The organism is Shewanella sp. 0m-8 (genome assembly GCF_052977265.1).
Genome location: NZ_JBRIMB010000012.1, coordinates 113834 through 136766, shown reverse-complemented (window position 1 = coordinate 136766; position 22933 = coordinate 113834). Strand labels below are relative to the sequence as shown.

Here is a 22933-nt window from a genome sequence, read left to right as displayed (position 1 = left end):
GATTTCGCTAGCGGGAACATCACTAAAAGGACTCTCAATGAGTCCTTTTTTAACACTGAAAATTAGGATTTTGTGGTATAGCGCTATTTTTAGTCATGTATCACCTCGTACAGCAATAAAGCGATAGCGTAGTATTTCGACATTAGGTATTCTCTGGTCGATTTATGTCGCTTGAAACTCATAATTTATTTAGGAAACACTATGCAGCACCTATTTTGGTTAGTTGAGGGACAAATTGCAGGACGCAGTGGGCCGAATAAAGATCCATGGGATCTTGCGCAATTAAAAGCATCAGGTATCGAAGCTGTCTTATCTGTAAATAACGGTGAGGAATGCAATCAAGATGAGTTTGTCACATTAGGGCTAGACTATCTATGCGTGCCATTTTCTCGCAATATTCCGCCACAAGCAGAAGATCTAGACTATTGTGTCGAACAGGTGCCTAAAGCTCTCGCATTTATTCGAGAGTGCGAGGCGCAAGAAAAAGCAGTACTTATTCATTGCCGATCGGGTAAAGATAGAACGGGCCTTATTATGGCCTACTACCTTATGGATAATGGAGCTGCACCTTTGCATGCGGTTAGTCAAGTTAGGGCTGTGCGCGATATTGCATTTAGCTCAGAGGGTTGGGATCAGTTTGCATTTGATGTGCTTTATGCGTTACAAGATTAATTAAGACTTCGCAATTGAATAAAAGAATGCAAATGGATTGCAGACACTTATTTTTAAAAATCGTTTTATTGTGGGCAGCTGTAGTAGGGTTAGTTGGCTGCCAATCTTCTCCTATTTTTCCTGAAAAACCGATATCGACCAAGCTTGCAGCCCAAGATGAGTGGCCCTTGGTTGAATATGTCGCTGACGATGTTGCAGCTCATCCAGATCAAACGGGTGTTATACCGCTGACAGACGGGGTTGATGCTTTTATCGCGCGGTTGGCTTTAGTCAACGCTGCTAAAGCAAGCATCGATATACAGTATTATATTTACCGCTCGGATGACGCTGGACGACTTCTCACTTGGCACTTAATTGAGGCGGCGCAGCGTGGTGTAAGAGTACGTATTTTACTCGACGACATGGCAATTAAAAACGCCGACGAAGCATTAGTGATGCTGGCTGATCATGAAAACATCCAAGTACGATTGTATAACCCTTCATTTGAGCGAAAATTCCGAAATATTGCCTTTGTCGCTGGGTTTTCTAGGCTGAACCATCGTATGCACAATAAGTCACTAACGGTTGATAACACCATTAGTGTGGTGGGGGGGCGTAACATTGGTAATGAGTATTTTTCTAACGATACCGATGTTGAATTTGGTGATTTTGATTTAATGGCCATAGGTGCTGCGGTAGAGGAAGTGTCGGATCAATTTGACCTTTATTGGAACGCACCACTTACAGTTGAAATCAATGCCCTCAGTTCCCATCGTGTGACTGAACAAGAGATTGCTAAAGCACTATCATTGGTTGAAGCAGAAAAAGCCGCCTATAGCACTAATCCTTATATTGGCAGATTATTAAACAGTGAGCTGATAACAAAGATGGCAAACCGCTCATTGCCATGGTTTTGGGGGACTGCAAAGTTGGTTTATGACCAACCAGATAAGCAGAATCATCAATTGGATTCTGATAATATCCTGTCTGATCTTGGGGCTTTTTTAGAACAAGCAACAGATGAGGTATTAATTGTTTCCCCTTATTTTGTGCCAACGCGAGCGGGGACTCAAAGTATTATCGAGTCGATTAAGAAAGGGGTTGATATTACGGTGTTAACCAATAGCTTAGCCGCAACAGATGTGTTAGCCGTTCATGCGGGTTATCGTCAGTATCGGCAACAGCTGTTAGCTGCGGGGGTTAAAATATTTGAGGTCAAAGCCAATCCGGATGTGAAAAAGACCAGTAGCTGGAGCGGTAGTTCTAAAAGTAGCTTGCATGCTAAAACCTTTGTAACAGATAAGCGTTCTATTTTTGTTGGCTCCTTTAATTTTGATCCACGTTCAGCATGGTTGAATACTGAAATGGGGCTTATTATCGACAACAAGTCGTTAGCGACAAGCATCGTCGATGGTATTGAGGCAAGCCTAGTTAAAAACACCTACCGATTAGGGATAGAAGATCAACAAATTGTCTGGTTTGATGATTTTAATCAACGAAAAATATATGCTGAGCCAGATGCAGGCCTTTGGCGTATATTTCTAGTGGACTGTATCGCATTATTGCCTATTGAATCACAGCTTTAATTGTTTGCTCTGCGTGATTAGGCTAGAGTTTGTTTCATTGAGTTTAAGAATGAGTGGCTGCATAACAAATGAATGCAATAAGTAATAATAAAGTAAAGAGCAAGGCAAGCCAGTCACAAGGTTTACTCCTGTTTCAATTGTCGATGACTCAGTTGTTTGCATTAGGCACTCTGAAAATTCGAGAGTTAGTTCCCTATAGCCCTTTAAGCGCCATTCCGCATTCTCATCCTACAATCTTGGGCGCTGCGACGATTAGAGGAGCGACCATACCGATCATTGATATGGCAGCGGCAGTCGGTTATCGACCTATTTCGCAAGAAGAATTGAAAGACAGCTATATTATTATTACTGATTGCCAAAGAATGGTGATCGGTTTTTTAGTGCGTGCAATCGATAAGATTATAGAATGCAACTGGCGTGACATTGAAAAGCCACCCAGCAATTTAGGAAAAAATGCCTATCTGACAGGCGTGACCAAAATAGAAGGTAAATTGGTACAACTACTCGATGTGGAGCTCTTACTGTCTAAAGTTTTTCCTGCCAGTCCAGAAACAAGTCGAGCTATGCTGACTGATATACAGCGCGAATATTTAAAACCGCTCAATATTCTATTGGTTGATGACTCTAAAGTAGCGCGGAAACAGCTGAGTGATGCATTAGACAGTATCAATATTCCTTATCAGGTTACAGCTGATGGCCGAGATGCATTAATGATTATGGAGCAGGCCGAGCGAGACAATCGAGCCGTCGATATTTTAGTCAGCGATATTGAAATGCCTGGACTAGATGGTTATGAACTGGCGTTTGAAGTGAAGAACAATCCAGCTATTGCCCCCGCCTATATTATCTTGCACACCTCACTTTCTAGCGAGATCAGCGTCAGTCAGGCTCATCAAGTGGGAGCTAATGAGGCGCTAACAAAGTTTTGTGCTCATGAGTTGATTGACGCCATGCTGCGCGGGGCAGAAAAAGCCTTGGACAAGGCCAATCATTAGCACCTTATTAGCAATTTGTTAATCATGAGTAATATCCGAGTCTATTTGGCTGGCAAAGGTGGACAATAGTTGTCACATCCGATACAAACTGTGTAGAAGGGAGATTAATTTTATTTAAGGTTTTACCAGTAAGCCTTAAATAAAATTGCGACATACTATAAAAATGACAGGTTAACTAATGAATCAAAAAACATCCTTGTTTGCCCGTTTGGCAGACGGTAGTTTAGTGCTACAAATTCTCGTGGGTATTATTGCAGGTGCTGTTTTAGCCACCGTATCAAAAAGCGGTGCAGAGAGTGTGGCCTTTTTAGGTGAGCTATTTGTTGGTGCTTTAAAAGCGATAGCACCTATTTTAGTTTTTATCTTGGTGGCGGCATCGATTGCTAACCAAAAGAAAAATGCCAAAACGAATATGCGACCGATTGTGGTTTTATATCTATTAGGCACCTTTTCTGCGGCAGTTACTGCTGTGTTGATGAGCTTTTTGTTTCCTACCACGTTGGCATTATCATTAGACGCGGCTCAGGCATCACCACCAGAAGGCATTGGTGAGGTGATCCATACCTTATTGTTTAAGCTTGTTGATAATCCAGTTAACGCGCTGATGACAGGTAACTATATCGGTATTCTTGCTTGGGGCGTAGGCTTAGGTTTAGCACTGCATCACGCTACGGATTCTACCAAGCAAGTGTTTGCGGATGTTAGCCACGGTGTTTCTCAAATGGTGCGCTTCATTATTCGTTTAGCACCTATCGGCATTTTTGGTCTTGTATCTGCAACATTTGCGACTACAGGTTTTAGTGCTATCGCTGGTTATATGCACTTACTACTCGTGCTGCTTGGCGCCATGGCTATTATGGCGTTAATTATTAATCCTGCGATTGTGTATTTTAAAATACGCCGTAACCCATATCCTTTGGTATTTACTTGTCTGCGAGAAAGTGGCGTGACCGCATTCTTTACCCGCTCAAGTGCTGCAAACATTCCGGTAAATATGGCGTTGTGTGAAAAGCTAAAGCTGCATGAAGATACGTATTCTGTTTCTATTCCGTTAGGCGCGACCATTAACATGGGCGGTGCTGCGATCACGATTACGATTTTGACGCTGGCAGCAGCTAACACGATGGGAATTCAAGTTGATCTACTCACTGCTATCTTGTTGAGTGTGGTTGCGGGCGTTTCAGCTTGTGGTGCATCGGGTGTTGCCGGTGGCTCACTGCTACTTATTCCATTGGCATGTAGCTTGTTTGGTATTTCTAATGACGTTGCTATGCAGGTGGTTGCAGTCGGATTTATCATTGGCGTTATTCAAGATTCAGCAGAGACAGGCTTAAACAGCTCTACTGACGTTATCTTTACTGCTGCAGCTTGTGAAGCGGCAGAGCGCAAAGAAAACGCATAAATACACCGTTTAGCATTAAAGCAAAAGCCCGTTCATAGAGATGAACGGGCTTTTTTGTGGTTAATTGTCTTGTTCTGGAATGTGGTAAATAAACTTTATGGGCTTATGCACCAATGATCCCAAGTGGCTTGCCGGTTTGCCATGTCCCACGAGTGAAATCTGGGAAGTTAACCGAATTACTGCGGTTATTGACGGACTCCTCACTCAGAATATTGACCACTGACCATGAGGCGCCATCATAAACGTCTTGATCTAATGGCTCGGCATTTCTTAAGCAATACACCATGCGCCAAAGCATTAAGAAGTCCATACCGCCATGACCACCGTTGCGCTTAGCTTCTTCTCCCATACGCAGCCATAAAGGGTGGTCATACTTAGCGTACCACTTTTGCATATCCATATCCCACTGGTGATAACTGCCAGAGCCCCCTTCCTCTATTGCTATTCGGTTAGGGAAGCCTGCAAACACGCCATTAGTGCCTTGAATGAGGTTATGGCGACTATAGGGACGTGGAGTGGTAGTATCGTGCTGTACCATGATGGTACGGCCTTTAACCGTTTTGATAAGTGAAGTATTGATATCGCCATTGATGTAGCTAAGTTGATTGCGTTCATGATCCGCTGAAAATTCACGCTTAGCATATTGTGCACGACCTAAGGCGGGGGAACTCATTGAAGTCATGTAATCAAATCTGTCACCGCGGTTGATATTCATATATTGGGAAACAGGCCCTAAACCGTGTGTGGGATACAAGTTGCCGTTACGTTTAGTGTGCCAATAGGTTCGCCATGAGCCAGTTTTTTGATCAATTTCTTTCATCTGCCAACGCAGTTCATGGATATAAGCAGCTTCGGCGTGTAACAGTTCACCAAACAAGCCCTGACGCACCATATTGAGCACCATGAGCTCATCTCTACCATAGTTAACGTTTTCCATCATCATGCAGTTCTTTTGGCTACGCTCTGCTGTATCGACGATTTGCCAGCACTCTTCAACAGTAAGCGCTAATGGCACCTCAACAAAAGCATGTTTACCGCTTTCCATCGTATGGATGGCCATAGGAGCGTGCCACTTCCATGGGGTTGAGATGATGACAATATCGATATCATCACGACTTAATAACGCTTTATAAGCATGTTCACTACCAGTGTATTGAGCGGGTTTAGGCAATCCTTGGGCGTCAATAAATGCGATAGATTTATCTAGTACTTGTTGATCAATATCGCATATGGCTTTGATCTCTACGCCATTGATATGACAAAAATGCTTTACATGACCAGAGCCACGTTGGCCGACGCCAATAAAACCCACTCTAACCGTGTCCATTTTAGGGACCACCAAGCCCATTATAGACTGTGCATTAGCGGGTTTCTTTTGTACTGCGTGAGCGCTGGATAGTGGTAGTTGGGAGGTGATCAATCCTGCTGCGGTGAAGCCTGCAGTTTTTAAAAACAGTCGGCGATTAAATGTCATTTCCACTCCTGTAGTATTGTTATTAATTCTTCAACAAGAGCATAAAGTTATATCAGATTTGGTTTGGAAAAGGTTAAAAACTGATGAGGGGTCATTTGTGCTTGTCTTTTTATGCGTATTTACTAAAGTAATGCATAGAAAGTGATTTATATCGCGTTTTTAATTTTTTAGTGCGATACACTTTATGTTAAAAGGTAGCAGTAACCTTGTGATTGCTTTCTTTGTTTATACTTGATTTAGTAAACAAAAATATTACAAATGCTTTTTAAGGGAGAAAACTAGCAGATGACTCTTGTACGCAATAAGACAGATGAAGTTATTCAAATTGAGAAAGAGGCAAAACTCAAAGAGATGGAAATGTCGGTAGTTGAGAAGCGTAAACGTTTATCTTGGCGAGAGGATGAACTCAATACTCGTGAGGTTGTTGGCCGTTGGATAGATGAAAGGCCTTTGCTAGGAGACAATATAACCCTTTATAAGCAGTCGGGTAGGTATTACCTAGAGACTTGGTATCTTGATGGTTGCCACAGTTTAGATGAAATGACCTCAGAATAAACTGAAGAAGGCATCAAACTTGAAGATAAGGGCGGCAATATTTTTGGTGAATATTTCATGTTTACTGAAGGTAAAGACCTTAAATTTTGTAATTCAAGCAACTGTTATTACACGGCTAAAGTTAATTTAGAAGCGGTATAGAGTTAACACTGCAGCTTTTTGGTCCGGGCAGTTTAATAAAATCAAAAAGGGGCATAAGCCCCTTTTTAGTTTTCAGCCTGAAACCTCTCTCCTGAAATCTACCTCAGAAGGTGATTCTTTTACTCACTAATTTACCGCGGTAGAGAAAGGATGCGCACTGCTAAATAGCATAGATTTACCTGAGTAAGGGTGAGTAAAGCTTAAGCTTTGTGCGTGTAGCTGGAGTCTCTTTGCTGCTTTGATGACGTGCTCATCACCATAGAAATCATCCCCTAAAATGGCATGCCCAAGTGCGAGCATATGCACACGTAATTGATGGGTTCTACCTGTGACGGGTTTTAGCTCAACTAAACTACTTGCAGTCTTTTGAGCCAGCAGTTTGTAATGGGTAATAGCAGATTTACCCGAAGCACTGAGAATCTGTTTAGGCGGGTTGAGTTTATCTGCTGCGATAGCAAGATCAATCACACCTCTTTGCAGGTTCAGTACGCCATCAACTTCTGCTATATAGGTTTTTTGAGTTTGTCTATTTTGAAATTGGGTTTTAAGGCTCGACTCTGCTTTTTTATTACGTGCAAATACCATGATACCTGATGTTGCACAGTCCAAACGATGCACCAATATGGCGTCTTTAAAGCGCTGTTGCAGTCGAGTGAGTGCACAATCGTGGGTGTATTCAGCGATCCCAGGATTAGAAAGTAAGCCTGATGGCTTATTGATAACAATAATATCTCGGTCGATATAGCGGATATCTAACCAAGGAATACTGGGGGGCTGATAGCTAAAAATTTGCATGAGTTCTCCTATTGCGGCGCAATTCTAGCAAATTTGTTCAGCTGAAGCATCGGCTTAATATGATTTATTAATCAGGATTGGATAGGAAGGGGGCATACATTCGAGTGCCATTGCACCCGAATGTAATGATATCGGCTTAGCCTATAAGTATGGAGTACTTAGCGTGTTTTTATAAATACTCAGGCGGGGTATTACGTGTCCACAGACGGCTATAGGCCATCAATTGTGGGTAAAAGGTGCGAAAAGCGATTTCAATTTCGGTGTCGAGCTTTTTAACACTGTCTAGGGCACCGTTAAAAATTTCAGGTTTGGAAACGCGTTTAGCCACTGAGCTGATAGTTTGATTTAGGCCGTTACGAGTCTGATAGGCGACGAGCCAGTTCTCGGAACGGATCTTTGGGGCAATAGCAACGAGCTGCTCGGGTAAATCACGACATTCATCAATGTCTTTATAAGCTTTAACTGCAAATTCTTCGAGGCTTTGATGATGGTATTCGTCCCAGTATTTAGCCAGCATATGGTCAAAACTTAGATCGATAAGGATAGGTGCAGCACGGGTTAACGATTTAGGAAATAGCGATAGCAACTCTTTAGTGATTTCGTGGCTATCGGTTAGCTGATCAATTTGGCGGTGTAGCCATATCCCTTGTTGAAGATGTTTTGGGAAGTGCTCAATGCTGCCTTTAGCAAAATCTCCGGCAATATTGGCAGCCAATGAGGTTTGGCTATTATCTGCTAAGTGCAGGTGTGCAAGGAAGTTCATATTTTATACTTGGTAATACGCATACTTCACGTTATCATGCGCGGTGATGCTAAGGAAATCCTTTCTCGATAAGTTTACATATAAACGCGAGATTTAGGTGTTCTTTAAAGGATGCGCATCATTTTAATGTTATATACCCATCAATTAAACGGTTTGAGGATCAAGGATGATGTGGAACTGGTTAACCCAAAAGCTTGTGAAGAATGATCAAGTTAGACGTAAAAAAGTCAAAATTGATATTCCTTATGCACAGCACAGTTATCGAATTGAAGATTTTGACGTGAAATCGTCGGCTGATGTGACTAAAGAGCAGCCGAGTAAACTAAAATCATTCAATTAAAAATCAAACTTTACTTCTGTAAACGCGCATATTGACGGTTTTTTGAGGTCGGATTGTTGATCTTCTTTTGCTCTGGCCATAGACTAGCGGCCGATTTAGACACAGTTGAGACTTTCCATGCGCGTTGCAGATTTTTCTTTTGAACTCCCTGACGAGTTAATTGCCCGTTACCCTACGGCCGAACGAACAGCGTCCCGGTTATTGTCACTTGATGGTAATAGCGGCGAGCTAGCCGATCTACAGTTCACCGATATTTTAGATCAAGTCAGCTCTGGCGACTTAATGGTCTTTAATAATACTCGAGTGATCCCTGCACGTATGTTTGGTCAAAAGCAATCTGGTGGAAAACTCGAGATCTTAGTTGAGCGTATGCTCGATGATAAGCGAGTGTTAGCCCATGTTCGCTGCTCTAAGTCACCTAAAGTAGATTCGATTATCTGCCTAGATGGTGGATATGAAATGATCATGGTCGCAAGACATGACGCCTTATTCGAACTCGAGTTACAAAGCGATAAAACGATTTTAGAAGTGCTCGAAGAAGTCGGACACATGCCGTTGCCGCCTTATATCGATAGACCTGATGAAGACGCGGATAAAGAGCGTTATCAAACCGTTTATAATCAAAATCCGGGCGCCGTTGCGGCTCCAACTGCGGGGTTACATTTTGACGATGTAATGCTGGCCAAGTTAAAAGACAAAGGCGTCAATACTGCGTTTGTTACTTTGCATGTTGGCGCGGGTACTTTCCAGCCTGTGCGCGTAGATAATATCCTTGACCATAAAATGCATTCTGAATGGGCAGAAGTGCCGCAGAACGTAGTGGACTTAATTGCTGAAACGAAAGCGCGTGGCAATCGTATAATTGCAGTGGGTACAACATCGGTGCGCTCACTTGAAAGTGCAGCGAAGGCTTCTCAAGGCGAGTTACAGCCATTTAGTGGCGACACCGATATCTTTATCTACCCTGGATACCAGTTCCAAGTGGTCGATGCGATGGTGACAAACTTTCACCTGCCAGAGTCGACACTGATTATGTTACTGAGTGCTTTTGCCGGCTTTGATGAGGTAAAAAACGCCTATCAACACGCGATTGCTCAAAAATACCGCTTCTTTAGCTATGGTGACGCCATGTTTGTGACCAAAAAAGCGAACTAATTATCCAAATTGCTTTAAAATACCCAGTTCATATTAATGAAGTGGGTATTTTTTTATCTGCAGATTTAATGCATATTTTGGCATTTTAGGGTTGATACTGAATTGTTTGCCCTTATGTTTGTCATAGTCTTAGACTCAATACTTGAGTTAACTCAGGTCAGACTGTTTATCTGGCGAGGTGAAAAATGAAATTTGAATTAGATACAACTCAAGGCCGCGCGCGTCGTGGTCGCTTGATTTTTGAACGCGGTACGGTTGAAACGCCTGCATTCATGCCTGTTGGTACTTATGGCACTGTGAAGGGCATGACTCCTGAAGAAGTGCGTGAGACTGGCGCAGACATTCTACTAGGTAATACATTCCATCTTTGGCTACGTCCAGGTGAAGAGATCATGCGTAAGCATGGCGATCTTCACGACTTCATGAACTGGCAACGTCCTATTCTGACTGACTCTGGCGGATTCCAAGTATTTAGCTTGGGTGATATCCGTAAGATCACAGAAGAAGGCGTGCATTTCCGTTCACCAATTAATGGTGAAAAGATTTTCTTAGATCCAGAAAAGTCGATGCAAATTCAAGACTCATTAGGCAGTGATGTGGTAATGATTTTTGACGAATGTACCCCGTACCCAGCAACAGAGGACGAAGCGCGTAAATCGATGCAGATGTCACTTCGTTGGGCGCAGCGTTCACGCGATGAGTTTGACAGACTTGAAAACCCGAACTCTTTGTTCGGTATTATTCAAGGCGGTGTGTATGAAGACCTGCGTGACGAAAGCTTAAACGGCTTAGTCGATATTGGTTTTGATGGATACGCTGTTGGTGGCTTAGCAGTTGGCGAGCCTAAGGAAGACATGCACCGTATTCTTGAGCATGTTTGTCCAAAAATTCCAGCTGATAAGCCTCGCTACTTGATGGGGGTCGGTAAACCAGAAGATTTAGTTGAAGGCGTACGCCGCGGTGTAGACATGTTCGATTGTGTTATGCCAACGCGAAATGCTCGAAATGGTCATCTGTTTACCAGTGAAGGGGTTATTAAGATCCGTAATGCACGTCATCGTGATGACACTTCACCACTCGATGATAAGTGTGATTGTTATACCTGTAAGAATTATTCTCGGGCATACCTTTACCACTTAGATCGTTGTAATGAAATTTTGGGTGCTCGATTAAACACCATTCATAACCTTCGCTATTACCAAAGATTGATGGAAGGTTTGCGTGGCGCTATCGAGACAGGTACATTAGACGCCTTTGTTACGGAATTCTATACCAGCCAAGGTCGAGAAGTACCTGAAGTTCCTGAATTATCCGATTAATTTTTACTCAGACAATAAGAAGAGAATACTATGTTTATTTCAAACGCATATGCAGCTGATGCACCTGTTGGCGGCGCTGGTGGCACAATGGAATTGATTTTCATGTTGGTCATTTTCGGCCTGATTTTTTACTTCATGATTTTCCGTCCACAGTCAAAGCGTGTTAAAGAGCACAAGAACCTAATGAGCTCGTTGAGCAAAGGTGATGAAGTGCTAACCAGCGGTGGTATTTTAGGTAAGATCGCTAAGATCAGTGATGAAAACGATTACGTTTTGTTGACTATCAACGAAACCAGCGAAATCACGATTAAGAAGGATTATATTGCGGCCGTATTGCCAAAAGGCTCTATTAAGTCACTTTAAGCCAAGAGGGCAATGGCGTGTTGAATAAATACCCGATGTGGAAAAACCTGATGGTGATAGTCATTATCGCCATCGGTGCATTCTATGCGATCCCAAACCTTTACGGTGAAGACCATGCTGTTCAAGTGGTTGCAACCCGAGGGGCTGAGGTCTCAGCGTCGACTATGTCGACAGTAAATGATGTATTAAAGAGCAAAGGAATCGCTGTTAAGCGTTCTGAGCTTGAAAATGGTCAGTTGTTAGTACGCGTCAATAATGGTGAAGAGCAATTAATTGCTAAAGAAGCGATTAGCGATGCACTAGGCGACAAGTTCACCGTAGCCTTAAACCTAGCTCCAGCTACACCTGAGTGGTTAGAAGCTATGGGCGGTTCGCCTATGAAACTAGGTCTGGATCTGCGCGGTGGTGTTCACTTTTTAATGGAAGTGGATATGGGTGAAGCGATTCGTAAGATGACCGAAGCCAAAGTTGCAGACTTCAGAACTGATTTACGAGCTGAGAAAATTCGCTACGCGGGTATTCGTGATGGCGCCAAAGGCATCGAGATTAAGTTCCGCGATGCAGAGACATTAGCTAAAGCTGAGCGCTTTCTAAAGTCTCGCAGCAATGACATGGTCTTCCAAGACAAGACTGTCAATGATGACTATTTCCTTGTTGCAAATCCAAGTGAAGCTTATTTAAAGCAAGTTAAAGAAGAAGCACTGCAGCAAAACATCACTACACTGCGTAACCGTGTCAATGAGTTGGGTGTAGCTGAACCTGTTGTGCAGCGTCAAGGTGCTGAACGAATTATTGTTGAGTTACCCGGTGTTCAAGATACTGCGCGTGCAAAAGAGATTTTGAGCGCGACAGCATCGATTGAATTCCACATGGTTGATGAAAAAGCTGACGTTCAAGCTGCTATGAGCGGCCGAGTACCTGCAGGTTCTGAGCTTTATCAGCGCCGCAGCGGCGGTCCAGTGGTATTGAAGAAAGCGGTTATGTTGACCGGTGATCATATTCAAGGTGCACAACCAAGCTTTGACGAGTACAGTCGCCCACAAGTTGCTATTAATTTAGATGCTAAAGGCGGTTCAATTTTCTCAAACGTGACCAAAGATAACATCGGTAAGCCGATGGCAACGCTATTTATCGAGTATAAAGATACCGGTGAAAAGAATGCCGATGGTAGCGTTAAGATGAAGAAGATTGAGGAAGTCATTTCGGTCGCTACTATTCAAGCACGTCTTGGTCGTAACTTCGTTATCACAGGTCTAGAGCATGCAGAAGCACAGAACTTAGCGCTATTGCTACGTGCTGGTGCACTTATTGCCCCTGTTTATATCGTTGAAGAACGTACAATTGGTCCAAGCTTGGGTAAGGAAAACATCGAAAATGGTATGCAAGCCATGATCTGGGGTATGGCAGTAGTGCTTATCTTCATGTTGGTTTACTACCGTGGTTTTGGCTTAATTGCTAACTTAGCATTGACGGCTAACTTAGTGATGGTCGTTGGTGTTATGTCAATGATCCCTGGTGCGGTGCTAACACTGCCTGGTATTGCCGGTATGGTATTAACCGTTGGTATGGCGGTTGACGGTAACGTACTTATTTACGAGCGTATTCGTGAAGAGCTACGTAACGGCCGTAGCGTCCAGCAAGCGATTCATGAAGGATACGGCAACGCATTCTCTACCATTGCTGATGCTAACATTACTACCTTTATGACAGCACTTATCTTATTTGCTGTGGGTACAGGTGCAGTGAAAGGCTTCGCGGTGACCCTAATGATCGGTATCGCCACTTCTATGTTTACTTCTATCGTGGGTACTCGTTCAATTGTGAACGCGATCTGGGGTGGTAAACGCGTGAAGAAACTGTCTATTTAAGGGGAAGTTGATAATGTTACAGATTTTAAATGTTAAAGGCACAGTCAACTTTTTACGCCATGCACTTCCTATCAGTATTTTCTCTGCTGTATTAGTGCTAGGTTCGCTTGCGACCTTAGCGACAAAAGGTATTAACTGGGGTCTTGATTTCACCGGTGGTACCGTTGTTGAGCTTGAGTTTTCTAAGCCAGCTGATTTAAATGCGATTCGTACTAATCTTTCTAGTGAAGCCGTGGGCGGCGCAGTGGTGCAGAACTTTGGTTCTAGCCGAGACATACTTATTCGCCTCCCTGTAAAAGACGACTTTAAGAGCGAAGATCAAGTTAATGACGTAATGGATGCAGTGACTCAACTGGATCCATCTGTTATTCAAAAGCGCGTTGAGTTTGTAGGCCCTCAAGTGGGTAAAGAGCTTGCAGAACAGGGCGGCCTAGCGGTTTTAGTTGCCTTGATATGTATTCTTATTTACGTTTCTTTCCGATTCGAGTGGCGTTTAGCACTTGGCTCGGTAGCGGCACTTGCGCACGATGTTATTGTCACTTTAGGTGTGTTCTCTATACTTCAGTTGGAATTTGACTTAACAGTATTAGCGGGCTTGCTAACGGTTGTGGGTTACTCTCTGAACGATACGATTGTGGTATTTGACCGTATTCGTGAGAACTTCCTCAAGCTGCGTAAAAGTACGCCAGAAGAAGTGGTTAATATCTCAATCACTCAAACAATGAGTCGTACCATTATTACAACGGGTACAACATTAGTTGTGGTTGTAGCGCTGTTTCTTAAAGGCGGTACTATGATCCATGGCTTCGCAACTGCATTGCTGATGGGCATTTTCGTCGGTACATTCTCGTCAATCTACGTGGCGAGCTTCTTAGCGATCAAGCTAGGCATTAATCGTGAACACATGATGCCTGTTGAAATCGAAAAAGAAGGTGCTGATCAAGACGCATTGATGCCTTAATCTTTACGTCTGTGAAGAAGCCACCAGTTAGGTGGCTTTTTTTATGTCATATTTATAATACCAATAGCATATTTAGTACGATTTTCATAAGACATTGGTAGCGTGAAAAACTACGCAATAACGTTTAGTTAAGTATTTTCTGCTGTTCGAAAAAGCAGCGCTCGACAGGCTTGATGATTTAGCGTTAGCATGTAAACCTATTTTATAAATAGCGCTTATAGCGTCTTAACCTTAAATTTGCCAAATAGAGCAATAGTTGTAGGAAATAACATGGAAGAGCAAACACGTTTAGTTGCAGCAGGGAACCTGCTTGAGGCTCATACTTGGAAAGGTATGCTCGAATCGAGTGGTATACAAGTTGAGTTAAAAGGAGAAGCGCTATTGGGTGGTGTTGGCGAATTACCAACGGGCATTCAAAATGTTGAGCTGTGGGTTGCACAGAGTCAGTATGAAAATGCTAAGGCTCAAATGGCCTCACTCAATGCACAATGTCCAACATGGAAATGTGTCAATTGTCATGAAATTAATGAATCAAGTTTCGAACTCTGCTGGAATTGCAGCGCCGAACGCAGTGAGAAATACAGTTAATGAAACATAATCCGGCATTCTTAGCCTTAGTGCAAAGTATTTTACCCCACATTACCGAAGTGAGCGTTGAGCAATACCAATCGATGGCTGGCTGGGTGTTACTTGATGTTCGAGAAGACTCAGAGTGGCAACAAGGGCGGTTACCTAATTCGCAGCATCTAGGGCGTGGGATTATCGAGAGAGATATTGAAACGCGTTTTTCCGATAAGCAAACGCCACTGGTATTATATTGTGGTGGTGGCTACCGCTCGGCGTTAGCCGCGAACAACCTTCAAGTTATGGGTTATTCGAAAGTGGTATCGTTAGCGGGTGGTTATAAAGCTTGGCTTGAGCGACAATTGCCGATAGAACACGACTAATTAAGTTGTAAAAAAAATCAGTTGTAAACTATCTAAAGGTGCTGCTCATAAATGCAATATTTTCCGCTATTTGTCGATACTCAATCGCTTAAAGTTTTGATAGTTGGTGCTGGCGACGTTGCTAGCCGTAAGCTTGATTTACTGACTCGAACTGAAGCAAGTATTAACGTCATTGCAACCGAGGCCTGTCAAGATACGCTAAATTATGCACAGAGTAAGCGCATTAGCCTTGCGCTTAGAGCCGTTAATGATGCAGACATTACAGACTGTGATTTAGTTTATCTTTGTACTGCCGATACTGAGCTCAACGAACGCCTTGCTGAAATCGCTAAGGCGCAAGGGATCTGGGCTAATGTTGTCGACAACCCTAAGTTTTGTCGTTTTATTACCCCCTCAATCGTCGACCGAGGGCGCTTACAAATCGCCATCAGTACGGCGGGCGCTGCGCCTGTGTATGCCAGAGAATTAAGGGCGCGGCTAGAGTCTTGGCTGCCGCTCTCTATTACGCCGCTATTTGACTTTATTGCTGAGCGCCGTCAAGAAGTGCAACACCGGTTGCCTGTTTTTAAGCAAAGGCGCATTTTTTGGGAACAGTTTTTTAATCGCAATGGGTCACGTTTTGATGCGAAAACCGAAAGTCACTACGAAACAAGTTTTTCCATGGAGTCGACAGTAGGGGAGTTATTACTCATTGATAGCAGTACGCCAGCTCATTTGCTACCTATTGGCGCCATGCCATATCTACAAAAAATCGAAGTGACATATTCTACACAGGCACTGCCGTTTGAACTTAATGAGTTATTAAGAAGAGACGCCAGTGTGAGTGATGTGTTTAACGATGAATCAATCGCGTTGCAATTGACAAAAGGTGAGTCATGTTTGGTTTATGGCGACATTGATGAAATTCGCCATTTGGCTAAACAATTTCCTGCCGCTAAGTATTTACAGCCTGGCAGTTTTTAACTTTGTTTACTAACAGTCTCAGCCGACTTTGCTCGCTGAGACTGTTCGCGTTCTTATGTTAGCCATTTAAATGGGAAATGAACATTAGTGGCATGATGATGTGTCGCTAGTACTAATTTAAGGTAAACTTGGCGCAAATCCTTTTGTGAAACACTTTCAATGGCCAAAAAAGCTACCGTATATAAAATCGCAATTCAAATCGCTGATATGGATCGTGGCTACTATCAAGATCATCAATTAACTGTTGCACAGCACCCGTCAGAAACCGATGAGCGTATGATGGTCAGATTGCTTGCTTTTGCCATGAATGCCAGTGACTCACTGACATTTAGTAAAGGGCTGTGCGTTGATGATGAGCCTGAGCTTTGGGATAAGTCTTTGTCTGATGAAATCAACCTATGGGTTGAGTTTGGGCAAAGTGATGAAAAATGGTTACGTAAAGCTTGCGGCCGCGCTAAAGAAGTTCAACTGATCACTTATGGTGGTCGTAGCGTGCCGATCTGGTGGAAACAAAATGAAGTGGCATTTGAGCGTTACGACAACTTAACCGTCTGGAATATTCCAGAAGAGTCAGTTAAAGCGATGGGGCAGTTGGTTGGGCGTAATATGTCTTTGCAGTTTAATATTTGTGAAGGTCAAATTTGGATCTCTGATAACGATAACAGCGTGCTAGTTGAGCCTGAATTACTAAAAGGCCATAAGTAAGCTTACTTATACTGTCTCAGTGTTATCGAGTGCCCCAAGCTATAGGTATAAAAAAGCCAGTCACTTGACTGGCTTTTTTATACCTATAGCTTAAATTCGATTCAGATTAGGCCTCTTCAGCTGTAATCTCAATTTCACCTTTGCCTTTGGTTTTTACAATAATCAAACCGGCAATGATCAAGGTTGATACAATACCTGCAACAGTCGAGATAGTCATAGGAAGACCTGCCCCTAGAGTTGGCGAGCTTAGTAAGAAGCTAATCACAACTGTGGTCATAAATATCGCTGGAGCAGTACAGATCCAGTGGAATTTATTATGACGAAGTAGATAAGCTGAAGCTGTCCATAACATCATAACGGCAGTGGCTTGGTTTGCTACACCGAAGTAGCGCCAAATAACACCAAAGTCGACTTGAGTCAGCAAAGCGCCAGCTGCAAACAATGGGATAGCAAACATTAAACGCTTTGGCAGTTCTGTTTGTGGCATCTTGAAAAACTCAGCCAAGATCAGACGTGCGCTACGGAAGGCTGTGTCACCAGAGGTAATCGGTAATACGATAACGCCTAATACTGCTAAGAATCCACCTACTGCGCCTAGAAGACCAGTTGACGCTTCATAAACCACGTTTGCAGGGTTACCCGCCATGCCAGCGTTTAGACCTTCAACACCCCCGAAGAATGATAATGCAATTGCACACCAGATCAGCGCGATAATACCTTCACCAATCATGGCGCCAAAAAACACGAAGCGGCCATTTGATTCGTTTTCAACACAGCGCGCCATTAGCGGTGACTGCGTTGCGTGGAAACCTGAAATAGCGCCACAAGCGATGGTAATAAACAGTGCAGGCCATAATGGCATATCGTTCGGGTTAAGGTTAGTTAGGAAGTCACCCACTTCAACGCCAGGTAATAAGCTGTGTTCGCTTGAAACGATTAATGCGATTGTCAGGCCGACAGACATAAACACTAATAGCGCACCAAAGAACGGGTATAAGCGACCAATAATCTTGTCTACTGGAACGATAGTTGCGATTAAATAATAGAAGAAGATGATGCCAACGAAAATGCTCAAATCCCAGCCTGTCAGCTTAGCTAAAAGTCCCGCAGGCGCTGAGATAAATACCACACCAACTAAAAGTAGTAAGATAATCGCAAACACGTTCATAAAGTGCTTAGCACCTTTACCTAGGTATTTACCGGCAAGGCTTGGTACTGACTCACCATTATTGCGAACTGATAGCATACCTGAAAAGTAATCGTGTACGGCACCTGCAAAAATACAACCGAGTACAATCCAAAGCATTGCCGCGGGGCCATAAAGAGCACCTAAGATAGGGCCAAAGATTGGGCCTACACCTGCAATATTGAGTAACTGAATAAGGTAAACTTTACCTTTTGACATAGGCACATAATCAACACCGTCAGTCTTGGTAAACGCAGGGGTTTGACGCTTTGCATTGATGCCAAACACTTTTTCGACAAATGCACCATAAATAAAATAGCCACCGATCAACAGACCGACACACAGAAAAAACCAGGTCATAATATTAACTCGCTCAACGTAGAATGGCTCGGAGTGTAAACATATTTATGACTTCAGAAAGTGGCAAATGGCTAAGCGGTCAAATAGCTAAGGTTAGCGGTAATATGCTGACCTTAGCGGTTGAACTTTTTATCTCTATTGTACGGAAGTGCTATTTATCTCAAGGCCTATTGAAAACCAAATAGTTGTTTTAGCTGCTTTAAATAGCGCCTTGATACAGGAACTTTGGCGCCTGAGCGTGTAGTGACTTCAGCGCCAGCTTCTTGGATTTCGATTTCAGCAATGGCTGATGGGGCAATTAAATACTGTCTGTGGCAGTAGAGTAATGAGGTTTTTTCGGCTAACACTCTTAATGTCATATGGGTATGAACAAGCTCATTGGCTGTCGCAACATGGACTCCGCTCATATCGCTGTAAATATACTGCACAGAATCTGTTGCAACGACCTTTAATTTGTTACCGCAAAAACAAGGAATATGCTCAAGTTTCTCACTGGCAATTGGGCTCAGTTGTTTTGGTGTCAGATCTTTACGTAATCGTGCCAAGGTATTAATAAAGCGAGTATCATCAATCGGCTTTAACAAGTAATCAAAGGCCTGCTTTTCGAAGGCTGTGATGGCATATTCATCAAAAGCCGTTACAAATACGATTCTAGGAAGATCATCGGGGTCGAGCATCGCTGCGAGTTCAAGCCCAGAGATTTTAGGCATTTGAATATCTAAGAAGACCAGCTGTGGCTTTAATTTGGTTATGGCTTGTATCGCCTCTACGGCGTTACTACATTGAGCTAATATTTCAAAGTCTGGTTCATTCTCAAGGAGTATCGCCAGCTCATCTCTGGCATAGGGTTCATCGTCGACTATGATGCAGCTAATCATGGTTTATGCTCCTATTATCGGTAGATGAATACTGATAGTTGTGAATTTATTGGGCTCAAACTGAGCGTTAATACCAAACTGTGCGCCAAACATATTTTGAATACGTTTATCGACAATATTCATGCCTAAACCTTCGCTATTGGTTTTTGGCTGATAAAGCCCTGCATTATCTGTGACTGACAGTAGGATGGTGTCATCAGCTAATCGCTCACCTGTTACAGTGATCACACCCGGCTCCAGCATGTTTGAAGTGCCATGTTTTACCGCATTCTCAATAATGGGCTGTAGGGTAAAAGCTGGGAGCTTGTGATGGAGCAAAGGCTCTGGAATATCGATGTTAACTGTCAGCTTATCGATAAAACGCGCTTTCTCAATGGTTAAGTACGAATCGATGTGCTCAAGTTCATCGGCGATACTAATTAGCCCAGTAGTCCGCTTTAGATTGATCCGTAAAAACTGAGATAGATTTTGGATCAATTGGCGCGCCGTAGCGGGATCGCGGCGAATGATGGCTGCGATGGTATTTAATGCATTGAATAAAAAGTGCGGATTAACTTGTGCTTGTAAGAGTTTTAGTTCCGACTGAACTAATAGGTTTTGCTGCGCAGCAAAGCGCCCATAAAGGATCTGGTTTGATAATAGTCGTCCTAAGCCTTCGCCTAGGGTTCGGTTGATATTTAAAAATAGCTTCTTCTTGGGCTCATAAAGTTTGATCGTGCCGATAACTTTAGCATCAGATCTTAGTGGGATCACCAAGCAGGAACCTAGTTGGCAGTTGCCGGAAATAGAACATGAATAGGGCATGTTGACGCCATCTGCAAACATAACTTTGTCTTGCTCAATGGCATCTTGAGTCATTTTTGAAGAGATGGGGGTGCCAGCGATATGATGGTCATCGCCTATGCCGATAAAAGCTAGCAATTTATCGGTATCGGTAATCGCCACTGCACCAACTTGTGTTTCCTGTTTTACTATCTGTGCGACTTGTTTACTGGTTTCTTCATTAAAGCCAGTCGATAGAATACCTACGCTTCGTTCTGCAATGCGCAGAGATTGAGTTGAAAAAACCGATGACATCTTGTCGTACATGGCTTTTTGATCGCGGATAATACTCATAAATAATGCCGCGCCAATTGAATTGATAAGTAACATTGGCAGTGCAATTTGTTCAACCAGTATCCATGCATCACCAAATGGCTTTGCTACCGATAAAATAACCAACATCTGCATTACTTCAGCGGCAAACGTAATGATGCACACCATTAATGGAGAGTAGATTAATTCTTGATGGCCTATCTTGCGTAAATAATAGCTAAAAAGTCCCGCGGATAAACCCTCTAGTGTAGTTGATATGGCACATGCTAAGTCGGTAAAACCGCCCATACTGTAACGGTGTAAGCCGCCAGTGAGGCCAACGAGAAAGCCTGTTACTGGCCCACCGAGTAAGCCACCCAACACGGCACCCATCGCTCGGGTATTAGCAATAGCATCATTAGTTTGCTCACCAAAGTAGGTAGCCATGATGCAAAAGCCTGAGAAAATGAAGTAGATATAGACTTTGTGAGGTAAACGAGTCGCCGCTTCGGTGAAGACTTTAAATAAGGGCGTTTTACTCACAAGGTAGACAATAACCATATACAGGCTCATCTGTTGTGTAAGTAACAAAATTAGCGACATGAAAGACTCACTTTAAATAGTAATGTGATTTTAGCTACAGAGGCTGGGTTATTATTGATGTCCCTGCCGCGGGCTAGTTTACGCGGTTTATGCAAAATCAAATACTCAATATAATGTGCACTAAGCCTATTTTTCTACAAAAATTTAGTTGTAATGGCGTGAGTGCAAAGTAGGTCAAAGTTTTGTTATCTCAGATAGCGTATAAAGTGCTTAATATATACATCTTAATGTAGAGGCAATATGTCAGGATCTATTCATGGTCACCAAGTAATGGAGCTAATGCTTGCTCACGGTCAATCATTAACGAAAGAAGCGCTTAAAGCACTTATGCACAAAGAGTTTGGTGAGCAGGTTCATTATCATACATGCTCGGCTCAAGAGATGAATGCTGATGAATTAATTGCTTTTCTTGAGAAGAAGGGCAAGTTTATTCATTCTGAAAACGGTATAGAAACAGCTGCTGATAGGATTTGTAATCACTAGCTCTATGCTTTGAATAGACATTACATACTAAAAAGCCTGCTTATGCAGGCTTTTTAGTATGTAATACCGATTATTCGAGTGCGGTCACAATGGTTTACGCTTTGCTTTCACCACGCGCACTCTTCAACCCATAGAGCTAAAATAACTGCAAAGCAACGTGAAAATGGCCATTATCTAAAGGCTGACAACGGCATACTTGACCCTTAATGGCATTTTCATTGTCTTTATCGTTATTAAAAGTAATAGCGATTAATGTACCAGTAGGCATCGCTTGCTGGCATTGAAGTCGGGCACCGTTTCGAGATAAATCGATGCAAATTGCCTCGGACGGCTTAGTTACAACGGTAACGTCGCTCTGCAGTGTAATAACGACTTTTTCGTTTTCCATATCAACCCGTGCAGAGTTGCGTCTCTCTTCCCGATAGCTTTCCATTTCTGCTCATCCTTTACCGCGTAGTTATGCCTCATCTTAAAGGGGACAATGAGATAATTAAAGTGATTATTACTAAGATGCTGTGAGACAAAGGGGGATGCTATACAAGATAGACGGCGATTAAAAAGATAACCGCAGCGGTTGTTGGGTGTTTTTATACTGATAGGTACTATTAGCGTTGACTGCTGATTAAATGTTACGTTAACGAGTCATTTGATGAAAGAATACCCGAAGCGTGGCTTCGGGCATGTGTATTATAAGTCGTCTTCTTTACGACGTGGGTAGGGCAATTTGAGCTGGCCCCATCGAATAATGATAACCGTTGCGGCAAGTATTAATGTGGCGACGGCAATACCCACAATTCTCCAATCATCCATGGCCTTCATATCTAAGATTAGATAACGGGCTAGTGCAACAATGGCAATATACAATGGCATACGGATGGGCAATTTACCTGATTCAGCGTAATGCGACACCATTGCCAATACTTCGAGATAAATAAACAACAATAATAGGTCGGCAAGTGCTACGGCACCAACCTCAAAGATGTGTTTAATTTCTTGGCCAATTGCCACAACGGTGGCGATTGCGATAATGATTAATACGAGATGTTCAATGGCTTTGATGCTTGTAATGCCATATTTTCGATACATTTTATCCATGATGCTCCCTAATGCAGTCGTTTGATAAAGGGTATCAGCAAATCAAAGAAATGTGACATTATCAATGTGACGTCATTCACAATTGCGTTTGAAAAACTTATTGGTTCTTCCCACTCAGTCACAGGCTGCTGTCAACTTCATAACAACTGCTATATTAACGAAGCTATTTAGTAAACATAGCAGCAAAATGGGTACACATGTCGTTGTTGTTATAGTGTTTGGGAAATAGCCTGCAGACGCTTTAATTCGCGGCGAAAAATGGGCATAAAAA

24 protein-coding genes are annotated in these 22933 nt (G+C 42.8%); 16 read left to right on the top strand and 8 right to left on the bottom strand.

Annotated features, from left to right (window positions below; genetic code table 11):
- The first annotated feature begins 201 nt into the window (after positions 1-201).
- From ACVBIO_RS08660 to sstT, 4 genes are all read left to right on the top strand, one after another.
- A complete protein-coding gene (locus tag ACVBIO_RS08660) occupies positions 202-672 on the top strand; it encodes a phosphatase domain-containing protein (RefSeq protein ID WP_447172416.1) in 471 nt (156 codons plus the stop codon).
- Between the two features lie 32 nt (positions 673-704).
- Positions 705-2237, top strand: coding sequence for a phospholipase D family protein (locus ACVBIO_RS08655; RefSeq protein WP_447172415.1), 1533 nt, complete (start codon positions 705-707; stop codon positions 2235-2237).
- Between the two features lie 68 nt (positions 2238-2305).
- Positions 2306-3232, top strand: coding sequence for a chemotaxis protein (locus ACVBIO_RS08650; protein WP_447170319.1), 927 nt, complete (start codon positions 2306-2308; stop codon positions 3230-3232).
- 178 nt (positions 3233-3410) lie between these two features.
- Entirely contained in the window at positions 3411-4634 is a 1224-nt protein-coding gene (gene sstT / locus ACVBIO_RS08645) for a serine/threonine transporter SstT (RefSeq protein WP_447162480.1), read from the top strand.
- Positions 4635-4737: 103 nt separating this feature from the next.
- Here sstT and ACVBIO_RS08640 read toward each other — a convergent pair whose 3' ends face one another.
- Positions 4738-6108 carry a Gfo/Idh/MocA family protein gene (locus ACVBIO_RS08640; RefSeq protein WP_447172414.1) on the bottom strand — a complete coding sequence of 457 codons (1371 nt, stop codon included), beginning with the start codon at positions 6106-6108 and terminating at the stop codon, positions 4738-4740.
- Positions 6109-6393: 285 nt separating this feature from the next.
- Here ACVBIO_RS08640 and ACVBIO_RS08635 point away from each other — a divergent pair, with 285 nt between their 5' ends.
- The gene (locus tag ACVBIO_RS08635; RefSeq protein WP_447172413.1) at positions 6394-6663 is read left to right on the top strand and encodes a hypothetical protein; all 270 of its coding nucleotides are present in this window, start codon (positions 6394-6396) and stop codon (positions 6661-6663) included.
- 267 nt (positions 6664-6930) lie between these two features.
- Here ACVBIO_RS08635 and ACVBIO_RS08630 read toward each other — a convergent pair whose 3' ends face one another.
- Positions 6931-7599 carry an RluA family pseudouridine synthase gene (locus ACVBIO_RS08630; protein ID WP_447163441.1) on the bottom strand — a complete coding sequence of 223 codons (669 nt, stop codon included), beginning with the start codon at positions 7597-7599 and terminating at the stop codon, positions 6931-6933.
- A gap of 169 nt (positions 7600-7768) precedes the next feature.
- Complete coding sequence (locus ACVBIO_RS08625) at positions 7769-8362, bottom strand: acyl carrier protein phosphodiesterase (protein WP_447162476.1); 594 nt, start codon at positions 8360-8362, stop codon at positions 7769-7771.
- A 166-nt stretch (positions 8363-8528) separates the two neighbouring features.
- Here ACVBIO_RS08625 and ACVBIO_RS08620 point away from each other — a divergent pair, with 166 nt between their 5' ends.
- The 10 genes from ACVBIO_RS08620 (at position 8529) to ACVBIO_RS08575 (ending at position 16983) form a co-directional block, all read left to right on the top strand.
- Entirely contained in the window at positions 8529-8702 is a 174-nt protein-coding gene (locus ACVBIO_RS08620; protein WP_447162475.1) for a hypothetical protein, read from the top strand.
- 117 nt (positions 8703-8819) lie between these two features.
- Positions 8820-9857 carry a tRNA preQ1(34) S-adenosylmethionine ribosyltransferase-isomerase QueA gene (gene queA, locus ACVBIO_RS08615; protein WP_447172412.1) on the top strand — a complete coding sequence of 346 codons (1038 nt, stop codon included), beginning with the start codon at positions 8820-8822 and terminating at the stop codon, positions 9855-9857.
- Positions 9858-10042: 185 nt separating this feature from the next.
- Positions 10043-11176 (top strand): tRNA guanosine(34) transglycosylase Tgt, encoded by a 1134-nt coding sequence (tgt, locus tag ACVBIO_RS08610; RefSeq protein WP_012154721.1) that lies wholly within the window; start codon positions 10043-10045, stop codon positions 11174-11176.
- A 30-nt stretch (positions 11177-11206) separates the two neighbouring features.
- Positions 11207-11539, top strand: coding sequence for a preprotein translocase subunit YajC (yajC, locus tag ACVBIO_RS08605; protein WP_012154722.1), 333 nt, complete (start codon positions 11207-11209; stop codon positions 11537-11539).
- Positions 11540-11556: 17 nt separating this feature from the next.
- The gene (gene secD, locus ACVBIO_RS08600) at positions 11557-13407 is read left to right on the top strand and encodes a protein translocase subunit SecD (RefSeq protein WP_447172411.1); all 1851 of its coding nucleotides are present in this window, start codon (positions 11557-11559) and stop codon (positions 13405-13407) included.
- A 13-nt stretch (positions 13408-13420) separates the two neighbouring features.
- Positions 13421-14368: a protein translocase subunit SecF gene (secF, locus tag ACVBIO_RS08595; RefSeq protein WP_447162472.1), complete on the top strand. Its 948-nt coding sequence runs from the start codon at positions 13421-13423 to the stop codon at positions 14366-14368.
- 270 nt (positions 14369-14638) lie between these two features.
- Positions 14639-14956, top strand: coding sequence for a putative signal transducing protein (locus tag ACVBIO_RS08590; protein WP_447162471.1), 318 nt, complete (start codon positions 14639-14641; stop codon positions 14954-14956).
- Positions 14956-15315 (top strand): rhodanese-like domain-containing protein, encoded by a 360-nt coding sequence (locus tag ACVBIO_RS08585; RefSeq protein ID WP_447172410.1) that lies wholly within the window; start codon positions 14956-14958, stop codon positions 15313-15315. Before ACVBIO_RS08590 ends, ACVBIO_RS08585 begins: the two co-directional genes overlap by 1 nt.
- Positions 15316-15366: 51 nt before the next feature.
- The gene (locus ACVBIO_RS08580; protein WP_447163439.1) at positions 15367-16278 is read left to right on the top strand and encodes a precorrin-2 dehydrogenase/sirohydrochlorin ferrochelatase family protein; all 912 of its coding nucleotides are present in this window, start codon (positions 15367-15369) and stop codon (positions 16276-16278) included.
- A gap of 159 nt (positions 16279-16437) precedes the next feature.
- The gene (locus tag ACVBIO_RS08575; protein WP_447162468.1) at positions 16438-16983 is read left to right on the top strand and encodes a YaeQ family protein; all 546 of its coding nucleotides are present in this window, start codon (positions 16438-16440) and stop codon (positions 16981-16983) included.
- Between the two features lie 106 nt (positions 16984-17089).
- On the opposite strand, the gene ACVBIO_RS08570 is transcribed toward ACVBIO_RS08575, so the two are convergent.
- From ACVBIO_RS08570 to ACVBIO_RS08560, 3 genes are all read right to left on the bottom strand, one after another.
- On the bottom strand, positions 17090-18529 hold the full coding sequence (locus tag ACVBIO_RS08570) for a carbon starvation CstA family protein (protein ID WP_447162467.1): 1440 nt from the start codon (positions 18527-18529) through the stop codon (positions 17090-17092).
- Positions 18530-18696: 167 nt separating this feature from the next.
- Complete coding sequence (gene btsR / locus ACVBIO_RS08565) at positions 18697-19407, bottom strand: two-component system response regulator BtsR (RefSeq protein WP_447162466.1); 711 nt, start codon at positions 19405-19407, stop codon at positions 18697-18699.
- Positions 19408-19410: 3 nt separating this feature from the next.
- Positions 19411-21084, bottom strand: a complete 1674-nt coding sequence (locus ACVBIO_RS08560; RefSeq protein WP_447172409.1) for a LytS/YhcK type 5TM receptor domain-containing protein — start codon at positions 21082-21084, stop codon at positions 19411-19413.
- Between the two features lie 240 nt (positions 21085-21324).
- Between ACVBIO_RS08560 and ACVBIO_RS08555 the strand changes: the two genes are divergently transcribed.
- Complete coding sequence (locus ACVBIO_RS08555) at positions 21325-21567, top strand: YecH family metal-binding protein (RefSeq protein WP_447162464.1); 243 nt, start codon at positions 21325-21327, stop codon at positions 21565-21567.
- A 136-nt stretch (positions 21568-21703) separates the two neighbouring features.
- Here ACVBIO_RS08555 and ACVBIO_RS08550 read toward each other — a convergent pair whose 3' ends face one another.
- Together ACVBIO_RS08550 and ACVBIO_RS08545 are read right to left on the bottom strand one after the other, a co-directional pair.
- Complete coding sequence (locus ACVBIO_RS08550; RefSeq protein WP_447172408.1) at positions 21704-22000, bottom strand: PilZ domain-containing protein; 297 nt, start codon at positions 21998-22000, stop codon at positions 21704-21706.
- A 254-nt stretch (positions 22001-22254) separates the two neighbouring features.
- Entirely contained in the window at positions 22255-22662 is a 408-nt protein-coding gene (locus ACVBIO_RS08545; RefSeq protein ID WP_447162462.1) for a phosphate-starvation-inducible protein PsiE, read from the bottom strand.
- Positions 22663-22933: the final 271 nt, after the last annotated feature.

Excerpts from the sequence above, each read along its gene's own strand:
- ACVBIO_RS08545 (WP_447162462.1), bottom strand. The coding sequence starts at position 22,662 with ATGGATAAAATGTATCGAAAATATGGCATTACAAGCATCAAAGCCATT.
- ACVBIO_RS08590 (WP_447162471.1), top strand. The coding sequence starts at position 14,639 with ATGGAAGAGCAAACACGTTTAGTTGCAGCAGGGAACCTGCTTGAGGCT.
- sstT (WP_447162480.1), top strand. The coding sequence starts at position 3,411 with ATGAATCAAAAAACATCCTTGTTTGCCCGTTTGGCAGACGGTAGTTTA.
- secF (WP_447162472.1), top strand. The coding sequence starts at position 13,421 with ATGTTACAGATTTTAAATGTTAAAGGCACAGTCAACTTTTTACGCCAT.
- queA (WP_447172412.1), top strand. The coding sequence starts at position 8,820 with ATGCGCGTTGCAGATTTTTCTTTTGAACTCCCTGACGAGTTAATTGCC.
- ACVBIO_RS08650 (WP_447170319.1), top strand. The coding sequence starts at position 2,306 with ATGAATGCAATAAGTAATAATAAAGTAAAGAGCAAGGCAAGCCAGTCA.
- ACVBIO_RS08550 (WP_447172408.1), bottom strand. The coding sequence starts at position 22,000 with ATGGAAAGCTATCGGGAAGAGAGACGCAACTCTGCACGGGTTGATATG.
- ACVBIO_RS08655 (WP_447172415.1), top strand. The coding sequence starts at position 705 with ATGGATTGCAGACACTTATTTTTAAAAATCGTTTTATTGTGGGCAGCT.
- ACVBIO_RS08630 (WP_447163441.1), bottom strand. The coding sequence starts at position 7,599 with ATGCAAATTTTTAGCTATCAGCCCCCCAGTATTCCTTGGTTAGATATC.
- btsR (WP_447162466.1), bottom strand. The coding sequence starts at position 19,407 with ATGATTAGCTGCATCATAGTCGACGATGAACCCTATGCCAGAGATGAG.
- ACVBIO_RS08570 (WP_447162467.1), bottom strand. The coding sequence starts at position 18,529 with ATGACCTGGTTTTTTCTGTGTGTCGGTCTGTTGATCGGTGGCTATTTT.
- ACVBIO_RS08625 (WP_447162476.1), bottom strand. The coding sequence starts at position 8,362 with ATGAACTTCCTTGCACACCTGCACTTAGCAGATAATAGCCAAACCTCA.
- ACVBIO_RS08620 (WP_447162475.1), top strand. The coding sequence starts at position 8,529 with ATGATGTGGAACTGGTTAACCCAAAAGCTTGTGAAGAATGATCAAGTT.
- ACVBIO_RS08560 (WP_447172409.1), bottom strand. The coding sequence starts at position 21,084 with ATGTCGCTAATTTTGTTACTTACACAACAGATGAGCCTGTATATGGTT.
- ACVBIO_RS08555 (WP_447162464.1), top strand. The coding sequence starts at position 21,325 with ATGTCAGGATCTATTCATGGTCACCAAGTAATGGAGCTAATGCTTGCT.
- tgt (WP_012154721.1), top strand. The coding sequence starts at position 10,043 with ATGAAATTTGAATTAGATACAACTCAAGGCCGCGCGCGTCGTGGTCGC.
- ACVBIO_RS08580 (WP_447163439.1), top strand. The coding sequence starts at position 15,367 with ATGCAATATTTTCCGCTATTTGTCGATACTCAATCGCTTAAAGTTTTG.
- ACVBIO_RS08585 (WP_447172410.1), top strand. The coding sequence starts at position 14,956 with ATGAAACATAATCCGGCATTCTTAGCCTTAGTGCAAAGTATTTTACCC.
- ACVBIO_RS08640 (WP_447172414.1), bottom strand. The coding sequence starts at position 6,108 with ATGACATTTAATCGCCGACTGTTTTTAAAAACTGCAGGCTTCACCGCA.
- ACVBIO_RS08575 (WP_447162468.1), top strand. The coding sequence starts at position 16,438 with ATGGCCAAAAAAGCTACCGTATATAAAATCGCAATTCAAATCGCTGAT.
- yajC (WP_012154722.1), top strand. The coding sequence starts at position 11,207 with ATGTTTATTTCAAACGCATATGCAGCTGATGCACCTGTTGGCGGCGCT.
- ACVBIO_RS08660 (WP_447172416.1), top strand. The coding sequence starts at position 202 with ATGCAGCACCTATTTTGGTTAGTTGAGGGACAAATTGCAGGACGCAGT.
- ACVBIO_RS08635 (WP_447172413.1), top strand. The coding sequence starts at position 6,394 with ATGACTCTTGTACGCAATAAGACAGATGAAGTTATTCAAATTGAGAAA.